Annotated in this window: 11 protein-coding genes; 4 read left to right on the forward strand and 7 right to left on the reverse strand. The window is 68.4% G+C overall.

The features are described from left to right. Nucleotides 1-78 precede the first annotated feature (78 nt). Nucleotides 79-585, reverse strand: coding sequence for a hypothetical protein (locus tag VK92_RS19455; protein ID WP_124469544.1), 507 nt, complete (start codon nucleotides 583-585; stop codon nucleotides 79-81). A gap of 175 nt (nucleotides 586-760) precedes the next feature. Here VK92_RS19455 and VK92_RS19460 point away from each other — a divergent pair, with 175 nt between their 5' ends. The 3 genes from VK92_RS19460 to VK92_RS19470 all read left to right on the forward strand — a co-directional run bounded on the left by VK92_RS19460 (nucleotide 761) and on the right by VK92_RS19470 (nucleotide 2,389). Continuing rightward, nucleotides 761-1,207, forward strand: coding sequence for a MarR family winged helix-turn-helix transcriptional regulator (locus VK92_RS19460; protein WP_048026314.1), 447 nt, complete (start codon nucleotides 761-763; stop codon nucleotides 1,205-1,207). A gap of 41 nt (nucleotides 1,208-1,248) precedes the next feature. Then, a complete protein-coding gene (locus VK92_RS19465) occupies nucleotides 1,249-1,617 on the forward strand; it encodes an antibiotic biosynthesis monooxygenase family protein (protein WP_048026313.1) in 369 nt (122 codons plus the stop codon). 571 nt (nucleotides 1,618-2,188) lie between these two features. Continuing rightward, on the forward strand, nucleotides 2,189-2,389 hold the full coding sequence (locus VK92_RS19470) for a membrane protein (protein WP_027789587.1): 201 nt from the start codon (nucleotides 2,189-2,191) through the stop codon (nucleotides 2,387-2,389). 484 nt (nucleotides 2,390-2,873) lie between these two features. Here VK92_RS19470 and blaPEN-bcc read toward each other — a convergent pair whose 3' ends face one another. After that, the gene (gene blaPEN-bcc / locus VK92_RS19475) at nucleotides 2,874-3,812 is read right to left on the reverse strand and encodes a PEN family class A beta-lactamase, Bcc-type (RefSeq protein WP_048026311.1); all 939 of its coding nucleotides are present in this window, start codon (nucleotides 3,810-3,812) and stop codon (nucleotides 2,874-2,876) included. 128 nt (nucleotides 3,813-3,940) lie between these two features. On the opposite strand from blaPEN-bcc, the gene penR reads away from it, so the two are divergent. Next, nucleotides 3,941-4,831, forward strand: a complete 891-nt coding sequence (gene penR / locus VK92_RS19480) for a beta-lactamase transcriptional regulator PenR (protein WP_048026310.1) — start codon at nucleotides 3,941-3,943, stop codon at nucleotides 4,829-4,831. Between the two features lie 499 nt (nucleotides 4,832-5,330). Here penR and VK92_RS19485 read toward each other — a convergent pair whose 3' ends face one another. The 5 genes from VK92_RS19485 to VK92_RS19505 all read right to left on the reverse strand — a co-directional run bounded on the left by VK92_RS19485 (nucleotide 5,331) and on the right by VK92_RS19505 (nucleotide 19,210). Further along, nucleotides 5,331-5,582: a hypothetical protein gene (locus tag VK92_RS19485; protein ID WP_006482135.1), complete on the reverse strand. Its 252-nt coding sequence runs from the start codon at nucleotides 5,580-5,582 to the stop codon at nucleotides 5,331-5,333. Nucleotides 5,583-5,676: 94 nt separating this feature from the next. After that, a complete protein-coding gene (locus VK92_RS19490; protein WP_021158801.1) occupies nucleotides 5,677-7,899 on the reverse strand; it encodes an amylo-alpha-1,6-glucosidase in 2,223 nt (740 codons plus the stop codon). A 155-nt stretch (nucleotides 7,900-8,054) separates the two neighbouring features. Next, nucleotides 8,055-16,664 (reverse strand): autotransporter-associated beta strand repeat-containing protein, encoded by an 8,610-nt coding sequence (locus tag VK92_RS19495; RefSeq protein WP_048026308.1) that lies wholly within the window; start codon nucleotides 16,662-16,664, stop codon nucleotides 8,055-8,057. Between the two features lie 552 nt (nucleotides 16,665-17,216). Further along, nucleotides 17,217-17,906 carry a YdcF family protein gene (locus VK92_RS19500; RefSeq protein WP_048026307.1) on the reverse strand — a complete coding sequence of 230 codons (690 nt, stop codon included), beginning with the start codon at nucleotides 17,904-17,906 and terminating at the stop codon, nucleotides 17,217-17,219. Between the two features lie 269 nt (nucleotides 17,907-18,175). Continuing rightward, complete coding sequence (locus tag VK92_RS19505; RefSeq protein WP_027789592.1) at nucleotides 18,176-19,210, reverse strand: rod shape-determining protein; 1,035 nt, start codon at nucleotides 19,208-19,210, stop codon at nucleotides 18,176-18,178. Between the last annotated feature and the right edge of the window lie 148 nt (nucleotides 19,211-19,358).

Here is a 19,358-nt window from a genome sequence, read left to right on the forward strand (position 1 = left end):
GGCACCAAGCCATTGATCGGAAAGGGTTTGTCAGGGCTGCGTCGGAAATGCGCCGCCCGGGTCACTCATGCTCCCCGCTCAGTTGTCGACGACGATCCGCTCGATCCGCAGGCCGGTCGAGGTTTCGAGAATGCTGGCGTATTTCTTCACGACGCAAAACAGGCGGCCCTTGGGATAGTCGTCCGGCCTTTGCCGGGTGCGATCCTCGGTGTGGACGACCACGGTACCGTCGAACGGATGCGCGCCGACGTGTTCACCCATGAAATAGAGCTGACCGTTCAGTTGGTAATAGCCGTGCCCGAGGTACCAGAACGAATCGCTCCCCGTGGCGATCCGGTCAGCGCCCAGATAGATCCCGTCCCCCTTCCGGACGATCGCGTAGAACAGCAAGCCGATTTTCGGCTCGATGATCGTGTAGTGATTGGCGCGGATGTCGTCGACTACCTTGTCGCGTAGTGCGTCGCCCATGTATTCGGCCGTGCCGAAATACGCGGTCTCGTATCGGGCCGGCAGGCACGCGTGTGCAGGCGTTCCGCATGCGATCGCCAGCAGCGGCACGGCGACCGTTTTCCAGATGGTTCTCACTGATTCTCTCCAGGTTCTTTGTTGTTGGCCCGCCATCCGTCGCGGCAAATGTTACCGGTGCCGGATCGCGTTGCCAGTTTACCGGCCTGACTACGCTCAGTGACGCTCATTCGCCAATTTGACAACCAGTTGTCCATTACGTAAAGTAGTTGTCAATTCATCACGCGTATCGAACATGACGAAATCCGCGAAGTTGACCACCGTCGCGCTGTCCGTATTCCGGTTGAACGGCCTGCTGATCGAATGGGGCAACACCTTTGCCGGCCCGCACGGGCTGACCAGTGCGCGCTGGCAGGTGCTGGGTGCCATCGCGATGGCACCGGTTGCCCCGAACATCCCGCAGATCGCCGAAGCAATGGGCATCACGCGGCAGGCCGTGCTGAAACAGGTCAACGTGCTGACCGACGAAGGGCTCGTCCAGTCGCTACCCAATCCGGCGCACAAGCGCTCGCCTCTGTATGCGCTGACGCCGCGTGGTGATGCGGCCTATCAGGCCGTGGTCGGGGAGTGGCAACAGCATGTCCGCGACATCGCCGGCGACTTCAGTTCGGCTGACCTGGACGCGGCGATCCGCGTGCTGTCAGCGATGTCCAGCGCACATGGCGTCGATGCACCGACGTGAGCGCTCAATCGCGCCCGCCCCCCTCACCCGAAGGACTTCCCATGCCTCAATTCAAGCCGATGGATCCGGCCTTTCCGATCCAGCAACAGATCGGCATCGACGCCGAGCCGGTCGTTCTCGTCAACCTGTTCACGTTGGCCCCCGCCGACGAAGCGGACTTTCTCTCCGTGTGGAAGGACGATGCCGAATTCATGAAGCAGCAACCGGGATTCATCTCGACCCAGCTTCATCGCGCGCTCGGCGACAGTCCGACTTACCTGAACTACGCGATCTGGGAATCGACCGAAGCATTTCGCGCGGCCTTCACGCACCCCGGGTTCGTGGCCAAGCTGTCGGCCTATCCGTCGTCCGCCGTCGCGAGCCCGCACCTGTTCCAGAAAGTCGGCGTGGCCGGCATCTGCACTGCGTGAGTGCCCGCACGAATCGCGGCAACACGTGGCATTCGCGGGTGTCCTGCGCGTCGCGCACGCACCCCGACTTCTCCACAGAAATTGTTGGCAAGCTTGTGGATATCCTGCGCACCGCAACGCTAAACCCTTGATCCGATGGACTTTGGCACGCGTGATGCAGACGAGGCCCCGGTGACGGCCGCCGCGTCCACCGCTTCGCCGCACTTCGCATCACGACGCCACGACGATGCACGCCGCAGCCGGCGCACACGTGCCGGCCATGCGCTGCGCGACTTACCCACAGATTTTGTTGGCAAGCTTGTGGATATCCTGCGCACGCGTGCGCTAACCCGTTGATCGGCTTAGGGTTCATGCGCCGCGTCACGGTTGCGGCAGCGTGCGGCCCGGACATGCGTGAATGCGGACGATCCCGCGCGACAGACGCGCCGCCACCGTACACCGCCCTCGCCTTGACGCTCGCGCCCGCCGCGCGTCAAGATCACGCGAGCCGCACGCGGCCGCGCATCACCGGCTTCGCGCGACGGCTCAACGGGCCGGACGTTCCGCCCGACACATCACTCCGAGGAAGGCCATGGAACACTTCACCGCGTGGCAGCTGGTCGTCTCACTCGTGCTCGTCGCCGTCGTCGTTTATCCGTACGTCCGCATCGTCCGGCGCACCGGGCATTCGGGCTGGTGGATCCTGACGATGTTCGTCCCGATCCTGAACTTCGTCATGTTGTGGGTGTTCGCGTTCGTGCGCTGGCCCACGGTCGACGATCGGCAGCCCTGACCGTCGCCGCCGCGGCCGCCGGGCTTGTCCACAATTTTTGTTGGCAAGCATGTGGATAGCCTGCGCATACCGCGATCAAGCGCTTGATCCGAAAGACTTTGTCCGCGCCGCCTCAAATGCGGCACGCGGCAGGCAAAGTGCCGCTCGCACGTCGTCGCGCCACGTGACGGGCCGCCTTCCGCGCGGGCGAACCGGCTTTGTCCACAGATTGTGTTGGCAAGCGTGTGGATAGCCTGCGCATACCGCGACCAAGCGCTTGATCCGAAAGGCTTTGTCCGCGCCGCCTCAAATGTGGCACGCCGGCCCGCGCCACGCCGAGCGCGGCCGCGCGCGGGCTTGTCCACAATTTTTGTTGGCAAGCATGTGGATATCCTGAGCATGCGTGACCTAAGTCGTTGATCGCACAACGTTTGATCGCGCGGGTCACGGCTGCGGCACGGCCCGCCCGCGCATCGCATCACACACGCGCACCGCACCGCCCGCGTCAACCGAAGGCCTGAACCACGATGCGCGCGACCGACGCGATCACGTCGTCCTTCGCGCGCGCATCGGCACGCGCCTGCGTGTAGTACACGGCCACCGCGATCGGCGCACGCGACGGCGACCACACGACACCCGCGTCGTTGGTCGTCCCGTAGTCGCCGGTGCCCGTCTTGTCACCGACCGTCCACCCGGCCGGCACGCCCGCGCGGAGCCGCTTGTCGCCCACCTTGTTGCCACGCATCCACGCAACGAGCTGCGCACGCTGCGCGGCCGGCAGCGCATCGCCGACCATCAGCACGCGCATGCTCGCGGCCATCGCGGCCGGCGTCGTCGTGTCGCGCAGGTCGCCCGGCAGCGCGGTATTCAGTTCGGTCTCCCATCGATCGAGCCTGAACGTGTCGTCGCCGATCGAGCGCGTGTAGGCCGTTACCGCCGACGGGCCGCCGAGCAGCTTCATCAGCAGGTTCGCGGCCGAGTTGTCGCTGTACTGGATCGCGGCCTCGCACAGCGCGGCGACCGTCATGCCCTCGCCGACATGCTTCTCCGACACCGGCGAATAGTTGACGAGATCGGCCCGGGTATACGTCACGCGCTGTTGCAGCAACGCCGGACGCTCGACGCTCTGCGCCAGCACCGCCGCACTCAGCATCGCCTTGAACGTGCTGCAGAACGGGAAGCGTTCGTCCGCGCGATGCGCGATGACGCGGCCGCTCGCCGCGTCGATCGCGCACACGCCGAGGCGGCCGCCCACGCTGCTTTCGAGCTCGGCCAGCATCTGCCCGGCGGCGGCAGGCGCCACGGCCGCCGCAGCGGCCGCGGCGGCGGCGCTTGCCTCGTCGGGCGCGGCGGCCTGTCGCGACGCGCACGCGGTGACGGTGAGAACGAGCGGCGCCGTCGCGGCGGCCAGCAACAGGGTTCGACGTTTCGATGAGTAGGTCATGTCGGTTGTCTCGTGATGGAATGGAGGCGAATCGATAGTGAACACGGCCGGCCGCCGAGACAGCACTATCGTGACTTTACGGTTGCCTGACAAGCAACGATAATTGAGCGCTGACAAAAGAAAATCTTATGACCAAGCTCCGCCCTCATCTTCCGCTCAATGCCCTGCGCGCGTTCGAATCGTCGGCGCGCCACCTGAACTTCACGCGCGCCGGCCTCGAGCTGAGCGTGACCCAGGCCGCGGTCAGCCAGCAGGTGCGCTCGCTCGAGGAGCGGCTCGGCTGCACGCTGTTCACGCGGCTGCCGCGCGGCCTCGGGCTCACCGACGAGGGGCGCGCACTGCTGCCCGTGCTGAGCGACGCGTTCAGCCGCATCGAGACGGTGCTCAAGCAGTTCGACGGCGGGCGCTTCCACGAGGTGCTGTCGCTCGGCGTCGTCGGCACCTTTGCCATAGGCTGGCTAATGCCACGGTTGAAGCAGTTCGGCGATACGCATCCGTTCGTCGAGCTGCGGCTGCGGACCAACAACAACGTCGTCGATCTCGCCGCCGAGGGCCTCGACTTCGCGATCCGCTTCGGGGAAGGTAGCTGGCCGGCGACGCGCAACGAGCACCTGCTCGACGCGCCGCTCACCGCGCTGTGCGCGCCGGACATCGCGCGACGCCTCGCGCAACCGGCCGATCTCGCGAACGAAACGCTGCTGCGCTCGTACCGCACCGACGAATGGCTCGGCTGGTTCGACGCCGCGCAGCTCGCGCCATGGGCGGTCAACGGGCCCGTGTTCGATTCGTCGCGGCTGATGGTCGAGGCCGCGATGCAGGGCGCGGGCGTCGCGCTCGCGCCGGCATGCATGTTCGTACGCGAACTTCAGCTCGGCCTGCTCGCACGGCCGTTCGACGTCGACGTGCGCGCCGGCGGCTACTGGCTCACCTCGCTGAAGTCGAAGCCGCTCACGCCGGCAATGACGCTCTTTCGCGACTGGATCGTGGCCGAAGCAGCCGTCGCGGCGCAGGCCGAATGACACGGCCCCGCTTGTCCACAGAAAGTGTTGGCAAGGATGTGGATATCCTGGGTACCCGGGGCCTAAGCCGTTGATCGCGCACGAATTAGCGTGCGGACGCAGACATCGGGCAGCCCGTGTGCACCGGGCTTCTCGAGCGGGCTCCTCGGCGGCCCGATCCTCAACTGTCGCGACGCAATCGATTGCGAGTTATCCACAGAATATGTTGGCAAGCCTGTGGATATCCCGCCGATGCGGCGCGTAACACGCTGATACAAAAGGGGATTCGATACCAGGACCTTGCGCGGTCAACCGTGTGGCACCGCACACGCTTTCGCGCGGCACGCGCCGCATCTCCGGCCCGGGGCCGGACGGTTCTCCACAGATTGTGTTGGCAAGCTTGTGGATATCCTGCGCATCGGCCACCTAACTCATTGAGCGCACGGGGTTTTGTGCTTCGACTGCGGAATCGGGCAGCGCCGGCGCAGCCCTTTCGGCCAACGCCGGCGCCAGCCGCGCATCAATGCCGGTCAAGCCCGCCGCGCAGTTCGCTCGCCTTGTCGCGCAGCGCCTCGTAACCCGAGCGCGCGTGCTCGGGCAGGTCGGGATCGCCGATCAGCGCGCCGAGCGTTTCGATCAGGCTGAACAGAATGCCTTTCGCCGCGCCGACCGCGATGCTCTGCGATTCGATCGACTTGTGCAGGTGGTCGACCGCCGCTTCCAGATTCTCGAGCTTGTGCTCGCCGTCGTCGGGCCGGTTGTCGGTCGTCATCGTTTACCTCCGCCATCGTTCAAGGGTCATGTCACGATTCTATGCCGCGTCGTGCGAACGTGGCGCGACATCGCGCAACGTTCGCGCGGCACCGCTACAGCACCGCGACCACCTTCACGCGGCCCGGCTGCTCCGCCGACGCGACGACCTGGCCGTCGACGCGGCGGAACGTGAGCGACACGGTTTCCTCACCGACGCGCAACGCGTCGATCCGCAGCCAGTCGACGCCTTCCGGCAGCGCCGGACGCTCGACGCGCACCTCGTGACGCGACGCGTCGATGCTCACGCCGAGGCAGGCCTGCAGCATCATGAACGGCGCGCCCGCCGCCCATGCTTGCGGCAGGCAGGCCACCGGATACGCGGTCGGCGGTTCGCCGCGTCGGCGCGGAAACCCGCAGAACAGCTCGGGCAAGCGCATCTCGAAACTCACCGCCGCCTCGAACAGCGCGCGCAGCAGGTTCACCGCGGCCGTCTTGTCGCCGTAGCGCGCGAGGCCGCGCGCGATCAGCGCATTGTCGTGCGGCCACACCGAGCCGTTGTGATACGCCATCGGGTTGAAGCGCGGCTGGCCGGCGGCCAGCGTGCGGATGCCCCAGCCGGTCTGGAACAGCGCCGAGCCGAGCACGCCGGCAACCGCCGCGCCGCGCTCGGCGTCGGGCAGCCCGAACGCGAGCAGGTGGCCCGCGTTCGATGCGAACACGCGGCACAGGTCGCCATGACCGTCGAGCGCGATGCCGTAGAAATCGCCTTCCGGCATCCAGAACAGCGCGTCGACCTGCTCGCGCAGCGCCTTCGCGCGCAGCGCATAACGCGTGGCGTCGGCCGCGTGGCCGCGCCGGTACGAGCACATCGACATCGCATCGAGCGCCGCGCACGCATACGCCTGCACTTCGACGAGCGCGATCGGCCCATCCGGAAAGCGGCCGTCCGCATGGAACACCGAATCGTGGCTGTCCTTCCAGCCCTGGTTCGCGAGGCCGCGCTCCGACGTGCGCTGGTAATCGAGCAATCCGTAAGGATTGCGGTCGCACTTGTCGATCACCCATTGCGCGGCGCGCTCGAGCGCGGGCCACAGTTCGTCGATCAGCGCATCGTCTCCGGTGCGTTCGACATACGCGCCCGCGAGCACGATGAACAGCGGCGTCGTATCGACACCGCCGTAGTACAGCGCGAACGGCACCTCGCCCGTCGCGGCCATCTCGCTGCGGCGGAACTCGTGCATGATCTTGCCGGGCTCGGCATCGCGGAACGCGGAAGTCTCGCGCGCCTGGTGCTCGGCCAGGAACCGCAGCACGCCGCGCGCGAGCGACGGCTGCAGCCAGAGCATCTGCAACGACGTGATGACCGCGTCGCGGCCGAACGGCGTCGAGAACCACGGAATGCCCGCATACGGGTACGGCCCCGTGTCGAGCTGCGTCGTGAGCAGCCCGAGATCCGCGAGCGAACGGTCGAGCCACGCATCGAACAACGGATTGCCGGTGTTCACGCGCGCCATCGATTCGCGCCGCGCGCGCATTTCGCGGTGCACGCCGACGAGCGCGGTGCGCAGCGCGACGCGGCCGCATCCCGGCCCTTCCTCATGCACCGGGCCGAGCGTCGCATCGACGGTCAGGTAGATCGACACGCATGCCTGCGCGGCGATCGTCAGCGTGTAATCGGCACGATCGACCGACAGCGCGTCGGGCGCCGGCGAGAAATGCACGGTCACGTTGCGCTCGACGCTGTCGAGGCCGTCATAGCGCAGCCGCACCGCGCCCGCGTCGACGCGCGGCGCCACCACGGTGCCGCGCTTCGGGCGCTGGGTGCCGCGCACCTCGAACATGTCCTTGAAATCGGCCGCGAACGACAGCGACAGCGGCACCTCGGCCTCGCTCGAGCCGTAGTTCGTCAGCGTCAGCGCTTCGTAAAGCACGTCGCCCGCGAGCACGCGCATCCGTTCGATGTGGATCACGCCCTCGGGCGTTTCGTGGCCGCCGAGCGGCGGCAGCGGGCGGTTCGTCAGGTGGGCGGTGAACGACGCGTTGTCGGCGCTCGTCGCGCCCGACAGCAGCGACGGCGCGCGGCCGCCGAACGTCAGGCGCCACTTCGACAGCACGCGCATGTCGTCGACGAACAGGCCGTCGTCATGACCGCCGATGTCGCCGAGCGCGTCGCTGACCACGAACGCGTTGCCGGATTTCAGCACGTACTGGTTGTTGCGCGCCAGTGCCTGCGGATCGGCTTCGGGCGCGATGAAGGCGGGGCCCGACGCGTGGGTCGGGGCAGTTGGCGCAACCTGGGGCGCCTGGGTCGTCGTGGCTTCGGCGTGATTCGGCATCGATGCTCCTGTGTCGAGCGCGACGCGCGTCGCGCGCCGCGTGGTTCGCACAGGATAGGACAGAACGGGGAACGTGCGCAGCGACGAAAAGAGCGCGACGCCATGCGACGTTGCCGTCGCCGCCTGGCGTCGCTTACAGGCACATCAAATGCGGATCAGAATTTCCACAGGATGTTGCCGAGGATGGCGTTGTCGCGCACGCCGCTGCCGTACTGGCCACTGTACGTGAGGCCGAGCGTCAGGCGCTTCGTGATGTTCGCGTCGATGCCGGCCTCGAGCACGGCGCTGTCGCGAGCAATCGGCACGCCCGATACCTGGAACGACGTGCCGCCGTTCGCGAACGTGAACGCCGACGACGGCCGCACGTTGCCAAACGCATGCCGCCAGCCGACCGTCCCGCGCGCGGTGAACGTGCCGCTCCCGATCGAGCCGAGCTGCGACGCCGCGCGCAAGCCGAGCGTCGAGAAGCCGACGTGGGTCGTCTCGCCGCCGGCACGCAGTGCGGCCGCGCCGCCCGTTTCCGTATAACCGTCGGTATGCAGGTTCACATACGCGAGGCCCGCGAACGGTTCGATCGCCACGGGCCCGACCGGCAGCGCGTAGCCGACTTCGCCGAACACCTGCGCCGAATTCGCGTCGTAACCGGCCGAATCGTGATCGGAGAAACCCGCGAAGCCCGGATTGCGGTCGCTGTTGATCCGGTACCACGTGTACGACGCGCCGCCGCGCACGCCGAGCGCACCGTACTGCGCGCCGCCGTACAGCGACAGGTAGTAGCTGTTCACCGACGCCGACGAACTCTGGGCGTTGTCGAGCGAGCTGTGCGTGACGCCCGCGGCCAGGCCCGCACGCCACTTGTCGTTGAGCGCCATGTCGGCACCGGCGATGAAGCCCGTCATGCTGCGGTTGATCGTCGACGCGTTGCCGTCGCCGGTGAGCCGGCTGCGGCCGCCGAACGCCTGCCCCCAGACCACCGGTTGATAAGGCGTGCCGCCGTAGCAGCCCTCGCGCGAACCGATCCGGCGCTCCGGCGGCAGCGTCGGGTCGACCGCGCCGGCCGTGTTGTCGCCGCACAGCGCCGCACCGCCCGACGACAGCGCGGCAAGCGGGCCCGATCCGGGCGCGAGGCCCTGGCGGACGCGATCGGTCACCGCGTCGCGCACGTAGCGGCTGTCGAGCAGCAGCATGCTCTTCAGGCTCGCCTGCAGTTCGCCGTCGAGCAGCCCGTATGCGCGGCGTGCGGTCGGCACGTCGGTCGTCAGGACTGCGTCGTACAGCGGATTGCCGGCGCCGAGCCCGCCGAGCGCGGCCGCGACCGCGCGCTGGTTGGGCGTCGTCGCGACGTCGGGCAGCGACGTGCCGTTCTGGACCAGTCGCAGGTACACGTGATTCGGGTCGTAGCTGAGCGTCGGCATCAGGAACGCATAGTTCGCATTCACCTGGCTGAACGCGCCCTGCACGCCCGACGCCGCGGTCACGATCGTGTAGGTCGTGCTCGGCTGGTAGCCGCTCTGGTTCGCGAGCACCTGCACGGTGCCGCCGTTCAGCGTCGCCGTGCCGCCTGCCGCGAGGCTGCCGCTTTGCTGCGGCGACGCCGCGACCTGGAACGTCGAGCCCGGCTGGAACGTGACGTTGCCGCCCACGTTCAGCGCCGCGCCCGGCTGCGACGCGGCCGCCGTCGCGCCGCCCTGCACCACGAGGCCGCCGATCGTGCCGGTGCCCGTGACGGTCGCGCCGTTCTGCACGGTGACGGTCGACTGGCCGAGCGACCCGTTGACGGCGAGCGTGCCCGCGCTGACCGTGGTCGGCCCGCTCAAGGTGCTGGTGCCCGTCAACGTCAGTTGCCCGCTGCCGGCCTGCGTCAGCGAGCCCGCGCCGGACAGCACGCTTGCAATCGTCACGTTGCCGGATTGATTGACGATCAGCGCGCCGTTGTCGACGACATTGCCGGCGATGCTGCCCGACGTGCCGCCGTTGCCGAGTTGCAGCGCACCGCCGGCCGCGATCGTGGTGCCGCCCGTGTACGTGTTCGCGCCCGTCAGCGTCTGAACACCGGTGCCGGCGATCGTCACGCCGCCCGCACCGCCGATCGTCCCGCCGAACGTGCCGTTGCCGCTGCCGTTCAACGTCAGCGCGTTGGCGCCGAGATTGATCGTCGCGCCGGTCGCACCGTTCAACGTGCCGATCGTCTGCGCGCCCGTCGCGGCGCTTACGTCGAGCGTCGCACCCGTGCCCGCGAGATTCACCGCGCCCGCCGACGCGAGGCTGCCGCCCGCGCCCAGCGCGAGCGTGCTGCCGCCGTTGATCGTCGTGCCGCCGGTGTAGGTGTTCGCGCCCGTCAGCGTTTGCGTGCCGCTACCGGCAACCGTCACGCCGCCCGTGCCGCCGATCGTCCCGCCGAACGTGTTGTTGCCACTGCCGTTCAGCGTCAGCGCATTCGCGCCGAGGTTCACGTTCGTGCCGCCCGTGCCGGTCAGCGCACCGATCGTCTGTGCGCCCGTCGCGGCGCTTACGTCGAACGTCGCACCCGTGCCCGCGAGATTCACCGCGCCCGCCGACGCCAGGCTGCCGCCCGCACCCAATGCCAGCGTGCTGCCGCCGTTGACCGTCGTGCCGCCCGTGTACGTATTCGCGCCCGTCAGCGTCTGCGTGCCGGCGCCCGCGAACGTCACGTTGCCCGTGCCGCCGATCGCACCGCCGAACGTGTTGTTGCCGCTGCCGTTCAGCGTCAGGCCATTCGCACCGAGGTTCACGTTCGTGCCGGTACCGCCGGTCAGCACGCCGAGCGTCTGTGCGCCCGATGCGCCGCCGAGGTTGAGCGTCGCGCCCGTGCCGGCGAGATTCACCGCACTGCCCGAAGCCAGGCTGCCGCCCGCCCCCAGGGCCAGCGTGCTGCCGCCGTTGATCGTCGTGCCGCCGGTGTACGTATTCGCGCCCGTCAGCGTTTGCGTGCCGGCACCCGCGAACGTCACGCTGCCCGTGCCGCCGATCGCCCCGCCGAATGTCCCGCCGCTTCCGTTCAACGTCAGTGCGTTGCCGCCGAGGTTCACGTTCGTGCCGACCGCGCCGCTCAGCGCACCAAACGTCTGTGCACCCGATGCGCCGCTCACGTCGAACGTCGCACCCGTGCCCGCGAGATTCACGGCGCTGCCCGAAGCCAGGCTGCCGCCGGCGCCGAGCGCCAGTGTGCTGCCGCCGTTGATCGTCGTGCCGCCGGTGTACGTATTCGCGCCCGTCAGCGTTTGCGTGCCGGCGCCCGCGAACGTCACGCTGCCCGTGCCGCCGATCGCGCCGCCGAACGTGTTGTTGCCGCTGCCGTTCAGCGTCAGCGTATTCGCACCGAGATTCACGTTCGTGCCGGTACCGCCGGTCAGCACGCCGAGCGTCTGCGCGCCCGATGCGCCACCGAGGTTGAGCGTCGCGCCCGTGCCGGCGAGACTCACCGCGCTGCCCGACGCGAGGCTGCCGTTCGCGCCGAGCGCGAGTGTGCTGCCGGCGTTGATCGTCGTGCCGCCGGTGTAGGTGTTCGCGCCGGTCAGCGTCTGCGTGCCGGTGCCCGCATACGTCACGCCGCCCGTGCCGCCGATCGTCCCGCCGAACGTGCCGCTGGCCGTGCCGCTCAGCGTCAGCCCGTTCGCGCCAAGATCCACGTTCGTATTCGCCGCGCCGTTCAACGCGCCGATCGTTTGCGAGCCCGACGCACCGCTCAGGTTGAACGTCGCGCCTGCGCCGGCAAGGTTCACGGCACCGCCCGACGCGAGGCTCCCGTTCGCGCCCAGCGCAAGCGTGCTGCCGGCGTTGATCGTCGTGCCGCCGGTGTAGGTGTTCGCGCCGGTCAGCGTCTGCGTGCCGGTGCCCGCATACGTCACGCTGCCCGTGCCGCCAATCACGCCGCCGAACGTGCCGCTGGCCGTCCCGCTCAGCGTCAGCCCGTTCGCGCCAAGATCCACGTTCGTATTCGCCGCCCCGTTCAACGCGCCGATCGTTTGCGGGCTCGACGCGCCGCTCAGGTTGAACGTCGCGCCTGCGCCGGCAAGGTTCACGGCACCGCCCGACGCCAGGCTGCCGTTCGCGCCGAGCGCAAGCGTGCTGCCGCCGTTGATCGTCGTGCCGCCGGTGTAGGTGTTCGCACCCGTCAGCGTTTGCGTACCCGTGCCCGCGAACGTCACGCCGCCCGTGCCGCCGATCACGCCGCCGAAGGTGCCGCTGGCCGTGCCGCTCAGCGTCAGCCCGTTCGCGCCAAGATCGACGTTCGTATTTGCCGCGCCGTTCAATGCGCCGATCGTTTGAGAGCCCGATGCGCCGCTCAGGTTGAACGTCGCGCCTGCGCCGGCAAGGTTCACGGCACCACCCGACGCCAGGCTGCCGTTCGCGCCGAGCGCGAGTGTGCTGCCGGCGTTGATCGTCGTGCCGCCGGTGTAGGTGTTCGCACCCGTCAGCGTTTGCGTACCCGTGCCCGCGAACGTCACGCCGCCCGTGCCGCCGATCACGCCGCCGAAGGTGCCGCTGGCCGTGCCGCTCAGCGTCAGCCCGTTCGCGCCAAGATCCACGTTCGTATTTGCCGCCCCGTTCAACGCGCCGATCGTTTGCGGGCTCGACGCACCGCTCAGGTTGAACGTCGCGCCTGCGCCGGCAAGGTTCACGGCACCGCCCGACGCCAGGCTGCCGTTCGCGCCGAGCGCGAGTGTGCTGCCGCCGTTGATCGTCGTGCCGCCGGTGTACGTATTCGCACCCGTCAGCGTCTGCGTGCCGGCACCCGCGAACGTCACGCTGCCCGTGCCGCCGATCGTCCCGCCGAACGCGTGGTTGCCGTTGCCGCTCAACGTCAGCCCGTTCGCGCCAAGATCCACATTCGTATTCGCCGCACCGGTCAGCGCGCCGATCGTTTGCGAACCCGACGCGCCGCTCAGATTGAACGTCGCGCCCGCACCGGCGAGGTCCACCGTACCGGTCGACGCGAGGCTGCCGCCCGCGCCGAGCGCGAGTGTGCTGCCGCCGTTGATCGTCGTGCCGCCCGTGTAGGTATTCGTGCCGGACAGCGTTTGCGTGCCCGTGCCGGCCACGGTCAGGCCGCCGGTGCCGCCGATCGTGCCGCCGAAGTTGCCGCTGGCGGTCCCGCTCAGCGTCAGCCCGTTCGTGCCGAGATTCACGGCCGAGCCGGCCACGCCGCTCAGTGCACCGATCGTCTGCGCACCCGTCGCGGCGCTCAGGTCGAGCGCCGCGCCCGCGCCGGCCACGTTCACCGCGCCCGTCGCCGCGAGGCTGCCGCCGGCACCGAGCGCCAGCGTGCCGGCGTTGATCGTCGTGCCGCCCGTGTAGGTGTTCGCGGCCGTCAACGTCGTGGTCGCCGCGCCGTCCTTCACGAGACCGCCCGCGCCGGCGATGCCGCCGGTCAGCGTGAGCGCGTTGCTGCCGCCGAGCGTCAGCGTCGAACCGTTGCCAAGATTGACCGCGTTATCGACCGACAGGTTCGTGTTCGTGTCGAGCGTCGCCGCACCGCCGACGTTCAGCGTGCCCGTGCCGAGTGCCGAGTTGTTGCCGAGCACGACGCTGCTGCCGCCGTTCAGGTTCGTGCCGCCCGAGTAGGTGCTCGCGCCGTTCAACGTCTGCGTGCCGGTGCCGGCCAGCGTCAGGCTGCCCGTGCCGCCGATCGCGCCGCTGAACGTGCCGCTGGCCGTCCCGCCGAGCGTCAGCCCGTTGCCGCCCATGTTGACGTTCGTCCCGGCCACCCCCGACAGCCCGCCGATCGTCTGCGCGCTCGTCGCGGCGCTCAGGTCGAGCGCCGCGCCCGCGTTGGCCAGATTCACCGCGCCGGTTGCCGCCAGGCTGCCGCCCGCGCCCACCGCGAGCGTGCCGGCATTGATCGTCGTGCCGCCGGTATAGGTGTTCGCGCCCGTCAGTGTCGTGGTCGCCGCGCCGTTCTTCACGAGAGCGCCCGCGCCGGCAATGCCGCCGCTCAGCGTGAGCGCGTTGCTGCCGCCGAGCGTCAGCGTCGAACCGTTGCCAAGATTGACCGCGTTGTTGACCGACAGGCTCGTGTTCGTGTCGAGCGTCGCCGCGCCGCCGACGTTCAGCGTGCCGGTGCCGAGCGCCGCATTGTTGCCGAGCACGACGCTGCTGCCGCCGTTCAGGTTCGTGCCGCCCGAGTAGGTGCTTGCGCCGTTCAGCGTCTGCGTGCCGGTGCCGGCCAGCGTCAGGCTGCCCGTGCCGCCGATCGCGCCGCTGAACGTGCCGCTGGCCGTCCCGCCCAGCGTCAGCCCGTTGCCGCCCATGTTGACGTTCGTCCCGGCCACCCCCGACAGCCCGCCGATCGTCTGCGCGCTCGTCGCGGCGCTCAGGTCGAGCGTCGCACCCGCGTTGGCCAGGTTCACCGCGCCGGTCGCCGCCAGGCTGCCGCCCGCACCCACCGCGAGCGTGCCGGCATTGATCGTCGTGCCGCCGGTGTAGGTGTTCGTCCCCGTCAGCGTCGTGGTCGCCGCGCCGTCCTTCACGAGGGCGCCCGCGCCGGAAATGCCGCCGCTCAGCGTGAGCGCATGGCTGCCGCCCAGTGTCAGCGTCGAACTGGTGGCAAGGTTGACGGCGTTGTTGACCGACAGGTTCGCGCTCGTATCGAGCGTCGCCGCACCGCCGACGGTCAACGCGCCCGTGCCGAGTGCCGAGTTGTTGCCGAGCACCAGGCCGCCGGCATTCAGCGTCGTGCCGCCGGCGTAGTTGTTCGCGCCGGACAGCGTCACGGTCGCCGCGCCGTTCTTCACGAGACCGCCGCCGCCCGAGACCGTGCCGCTCAGGCCGACATCGGCGCTGCCGACGAGCGTCAGCGTCGTTCCGGTGGCGACGTTGACATTGTTCGCGAGCGATACGTTGGCGGTCGCGTCGAGCGACGACGAGCCGTTGACGTTCACCGCGCCGATGCCGAGCGCCGTATTGCTGCCGACCGCGAGGTTGCCGCCGTTCAGGTTCGTGCCGCCCGAGTACACGTTCGTGCCCGTCAGCGTCTGCGTGCCGCTGCCGGAGAGCGTGATGCCGCCCGCGCCGCCGATCGAGCCGGCATACGTCGCATTGGTGGTGCCGTTCAGCGTCAGCGAATTGCCGCCGAGGTTCACGCTGGTACCCGCCGAGCCCGCCAGCGCGCCGATCGCCTGAGCGCTCGTCGCGGCGCTCAGGTCGAGCGTCGCACCCGCGTTGGCCAGGTTCACCGCACCGGTCGCCGCCAGGCTGCCGCCCGCGCCCACTGCGAGCGTGCCGGCATTGATCGTCGTGCCGCCCGTGTAGGTGTTCGCGCCCGTCAGTGTCGTGGTCGCCGCGCCGTTCTTCACGAGACCGCCGTTGCCGCTGATGGTGCCGGCCAGCCCGAGATTGTTGCTGCCGCCGACCGTCAGCGTGCTGCTGTTGGCGAGATTGACGTTGTTGCCGAGCGTCGTGTTCGCACTCGAGTCGAGCGAGGCCGCGGCGTTGACGTTCAGCGCACCGCTGCCGAGCGCCCCGTTGTTGCCGACGACGATGCCGCCGCCGTTCAGGTTCGTGCCGCCCGTATAGCTGTTCGCGCCGTTCAACGTCAGCGTGCCGCCGTCGTTCTTCGTCAGCGCGCCGCCGCCCGTCACCGCGCCCGACAGCGTGAGCCCGGTCGCGCCCTGCACCGTCAGCCCGCCCGTGCCGAGCGTCACGGTATTGGCGACGTTGAGCCCCGCGGCACCCGCCTGCAGCGCGCCGCCGTTGGCCGTGACGTTACCGGTGCCGAGCGACGCGTTGTCGCCGATGATCGCGACGCCGCCCGCCAGCGTCGTGTCCTGCGCGGTCGACGCGCCGTTGATCGTCCAGTTGCCGCTCTGGACGTCGACGTGATTGAAGTTGACGTAATTATTGACCGCGATCGTGCCGTTCGCGCTGGTGCCCTGCTGCAGGTTGAGCGTGTTGTTGCCGCCCGCGCCGCCGTCGACCGTGCCCGTCGCCGCCACGTTGATCGTGTTCGGGCCGATCGTGATGTTGAACCCGCCGCCGGTGCCGCCCGCCGTGTTGACCGACGAACCCGTCACGGCATTGAACGTGTTGGTGCTGTTCGCGCCCATCGACACGCCGCCGTTGATCGTGCCCGAGTTGGTAAACGTATTGCCCTGGCCGGGCGTGCCGTTCGAGCCGAGCGACACACGACCGTTGATCGTCCCGCTGTTCGTCATGTTGACCGTGGCGCCGCCGTAAGCAGCCACCACGGGCGCGTCCGCGCCGACGAGGGTCGCGCCGACCAGCGGGTTCGAGCCGATCGTGCCGGTGTTGTTGATCGTCGACGTACCGCCCGTGCCGTTCTGGACCGACAGCGCCATGCCCGTCACGCCGCTGATCGCCACGCCGGTCGAGCCGTTCATCGTGCCGTTGTTGACGACCGTGGTGTTCGCGCTCGCGGACGCATTGCCGACCACTGCCCCGCTCGACAGCACGCCGAGGCCCGAGCCGAGTGCGGATGGGTCGATCGTGCCGTTGTTGGTCAGCCTGACGCCGTTGCCGGTCAGCGACATCGCGGTGCCGCCGACGCCGAGCAGAACGCCCACGCTCGCGCCGGGATTGACGGTGGCCTGGATGTTGTTCGCGCTGTTCGCATAGCTCGGCGCAAGCGGGTTGGCGACCCCGGAGCAGGTCACCGTCGTGCCCGCCGTGCTGCAGGTCGCCTGGGCGGGCACGATACCGGCGCCGGACAACGCCAGGAAAACGCCCGTCGGCAACAGCAATCTCGGAAACGGTTCGCCGGCTTTTTTCGAACGCGCAAGATTCATGCTTTCCCTCGTTATTGGAATTGGTATTACCGTGAAATCGAACGGCCGGCAGCAGAAAATCGCGGACAAAAGCATCCACGCCGCCTGTCGCGATGCGACGTCGGTTAATTCATGGACGAATCTTTAATTGGCCCGGGAAGGCAGGCGTGAAACTAGTCGAATGACATGTCGATGGCCCCTGTTTTTCTGCAGCGATTTTCTGGTTGATTTGATCACCGCCCTGCTTTTGTCAGACAAGGCTATATCAAAAAAACAGGCTTTTCCAGTCGATCTTTTCCCCATTTGATCGAGGTCCGGCGGGCACGCATTTTTTACTTATCGGGACGCGTCAGACAGGTAAATCGGCATTCCTTTTTTGTCAATTTCCCGGATATTTATTTACAGCATCGAAAATAACGCATCCGTGAAAACACGGATATCCACGCGATTATCACGGCCGAATTTTTTTGCAACGCAATATCCACATGCGCGGGAAGTATCGACACACGATAATCCACCCGCCGTTATTCGTCAGACGAAACGTGCGGGATGTCCAGGGTTAGTCGATGTTCGTCACGCGTCGATCGGAAGACCCGCACCGCGTGACGAAAACAGCCGTATCAGATAAAGCATCGGCCGGAACGAGACGGGCCGCGCATCGGGGTTCACCCACAACCGCACCGCATACACCGCGTAGGCCGGCACTTCGCGCCAGCTCGAATAGATGTCGCGCAACTGGAAACGGGCCGGGTACGCGGCGGAGATGTTCGCCCGCGCGATGCCGACGCGCTCGAACGCGAGCCGCGCCCGCGCGAGGTGGTAGAACTGGCTGACGATCAGCACGCGCGACACGCGGTGCGCCTGCAGGTAAGCGAGCGTGTGCTGCGCCGTCGCGAGCGTGTTGTCGCCCTGGTCGTCCACCGCGATCCGGTCGGCCGGCACGCCGCGCGCCACCAGATAGTCGCGCATTGCGGTCGCCTCGTTCAGCCCGGGGCCGTCGATCGCGCCGCTGACCAGGAACGCCGGGCACTGCCCCGTGCGGTAGCAGCGCACGCCGACATCGAGCCTGGCGGCGAGTACGGGCTTCGGCGCGCCGGTCGCGTCGAGCGCGTTGCCGAAGATCACGGCAACGTCGGCCGGCTCGCTCGGCATCCGCAGCCCGTGCGCGACGAGCGCAACGGCTGCGACGATCCACAGGCAGGCAACGATGGCCAGCAGGCGGCCCGTTCGGGCGAAGAAGCCCCGTTTGGTACGGTTTTTCAAGGTTTTCGGTCTCTCAGGTCGTCGGACTCGTCGGGCTCGCCGGGCATTTCGGCGTGCCCGGCCCCGCGCGGGCGCGTAACGCTAGCACGGTGCGCGTTCGGGTGTCCACGCGGCGGACCGATGCCGGACGATGGCCGGCCTTCCGGCAAGTCGACCGGAGCAGCGTGCCCGGCGAAGCGGGCAGGCAACTGGAAAGGGAAAGTCTCCGGAAATTTACGGAGATCGAAGGAACGTCAATAACCGTGCCGCGATGCCCGGCCCAGCCCGAATCAGTCGACCGGGCACATCGCGAGCCGCCCCATCGCCTCGCCGGCGCCCCGCACCGCGCAGGTGGCCGGCTCGTCGGCGATCCGGGCGACGAGGCCCGTCTCGTCGTACAGCAGGCGCTCGAGATCCGCGAGCAGCGCGCCGCCGCCCGTCAGCACCACGCCGCGATTCGCGATATCGGTCACGAGCTCGGCCGGCGCGTTCTCCAGCACCGACTTCACCGCGCCGATCACCTGCTTGAGCGGCGCGACCAGCGCGTCCGCCACGTCGTGGTTGGACAGCTCGATCGAGCGCGGCAGGCCGTCGCCGACGCTGCGCCCGACCGCGCGCGTCGACCTGCGCGGCACCGCGCTGGTGGCCGAGCCGATCGACTGCTTCACGTGCTCGGCCGTCTGCTCGCCGAGCAGCACGCCATACAGGTTGCGGACATGGTTGACGATCGCCGCGTCGAACTGGTTGCCGCCGACGCGGATCGCCTCGCGGTAGACGATGCCGCCGAGCGCGATCACCGCGACTTCCGTCGTCCCGCCGCCGATGTCGACGACCATCGAGCCGACCGGCTCGGTCACCGGCAGGCCCGCGCCGAGCCCGGCCGCCAGCGATTCCTCGATCAGTTCGACCTCCGATACACCCGCCGCGAACGCGGCCTCGCGAAGCGCGCGGCGCTCGACGGCCGTCGCATCGGACGGCACGCACAGCGTGACCTCGACGCGGCGGCCGAAACGCGACCGCGTGCGCGACATGTCGATGAAGCTGCGGATCATCTGCTCGGCCGCGTGCGCGTCGGCGATCACGCCGTGCCGCATCGGCCGCACGGCTTCGAGATGCCCCGGCTCGCGGCCGAGCAGCGCCTTCGCGAGCTCGCCGACGGCCTCGAGCGTCGGCCGTGCATCGGTCGCGCCGGCCTTGCGGAAGCAGACGACCGACGGCTGGTTCAGCACCACGCCGCGTTCGTGCGTATAAATCCGCGTACTTGCCGTTCCAGGGTCGATCGCAACGGGTTGCGCAAACAACTTTCCGAACAGCGGTGTCGACATATCAAACCCTTGTAATCGAACGGACGCGGGGCAGCCGCGCCGCATTTCCGTGGCGCGGCCATGCCGCTCCATCACGGACTTAGCGGCAAATCGTTCCGATACTTTAGGCAATTCCAATGATTTTTTCGCGACGCAATTGTCAAATGTG

This window comes from Burkholderia sp. LK4 (genome assembly GCF_001043615.1).
Classification (GTDB): Bacteria; Pseudomonadota; Gammaproteobacteria; order Burkholderiales; family Burkholderiaceae; genus Burkholderia; species Burkholderia cepacia.

Excerpts from the sequence above, each read along its gene's own strand:
- blaPEN-bcc (WP_048026311.1), bottom strand. The coding sequence starts at position 3,812 with ATGACCTACTCATCGAAACGTCGAACCCTGTTGCTGGCCGCCGCGACG.
- VK92_RS19470 (WP_027789587.1), top strand. The coding sequence starts at position 2,189 with ATGGAACACTTCACCGCGTGGCAGCTGGTCGTCTCACTCGTGCTCGTC.
- penR (WP_048026310.1), top strand. The coding sequence starts at position 3,941 with ATGACCAAGCTCCGCCCTCATCTTCCGCTCAATGCCCTGCGCGCGTTC.
- VK92_RS19465 (WP_048026313.1), top strand. The coding sequence starts at position 1,249 with ATGCCTCAATTCAAGCCGATGGATCCGGCCTTTCCGATCCAGCAACAG.
- VK92_RS19460 (WP_048026314.1), top strand. The coding sequence starts at position 761 with ATGACGAAATCCGCGAAGTTGACCACCGTCGCGCTGTCCGTATTCCGG.
- VK92_RS19495 (WP_048026308.1), bottom strand. The coding sequence starts at position 16,664 with ATGAATCTTGCGCGTTCGAAAAAAGCCGGCGAACCGTTTCCGAGATTG.
- VK92_RS19505 (WP_027789592.1), bottom strand. The coding sequence starts at position 19,210 with ATGTCGACACCGCTGTTCGGAAAGTTGTTTGCGCAACCCGTTGCGATC.
- VK92_RS19485 (WP_006482135.1), bottom strand. The coding sequence starts at position 5,582 with ATGACGACCGACAACCGGCCCGACGACGGCGAGCACAAGCTCGAGAAT.
- VK92_RS19490 (WP_021158801.1), bottom strand. The coding sequence starts at position 7,899 with ATGCCGAATCACGCCGAAGCCACGACGACCCAGGCGCCCCAGGTTGCG.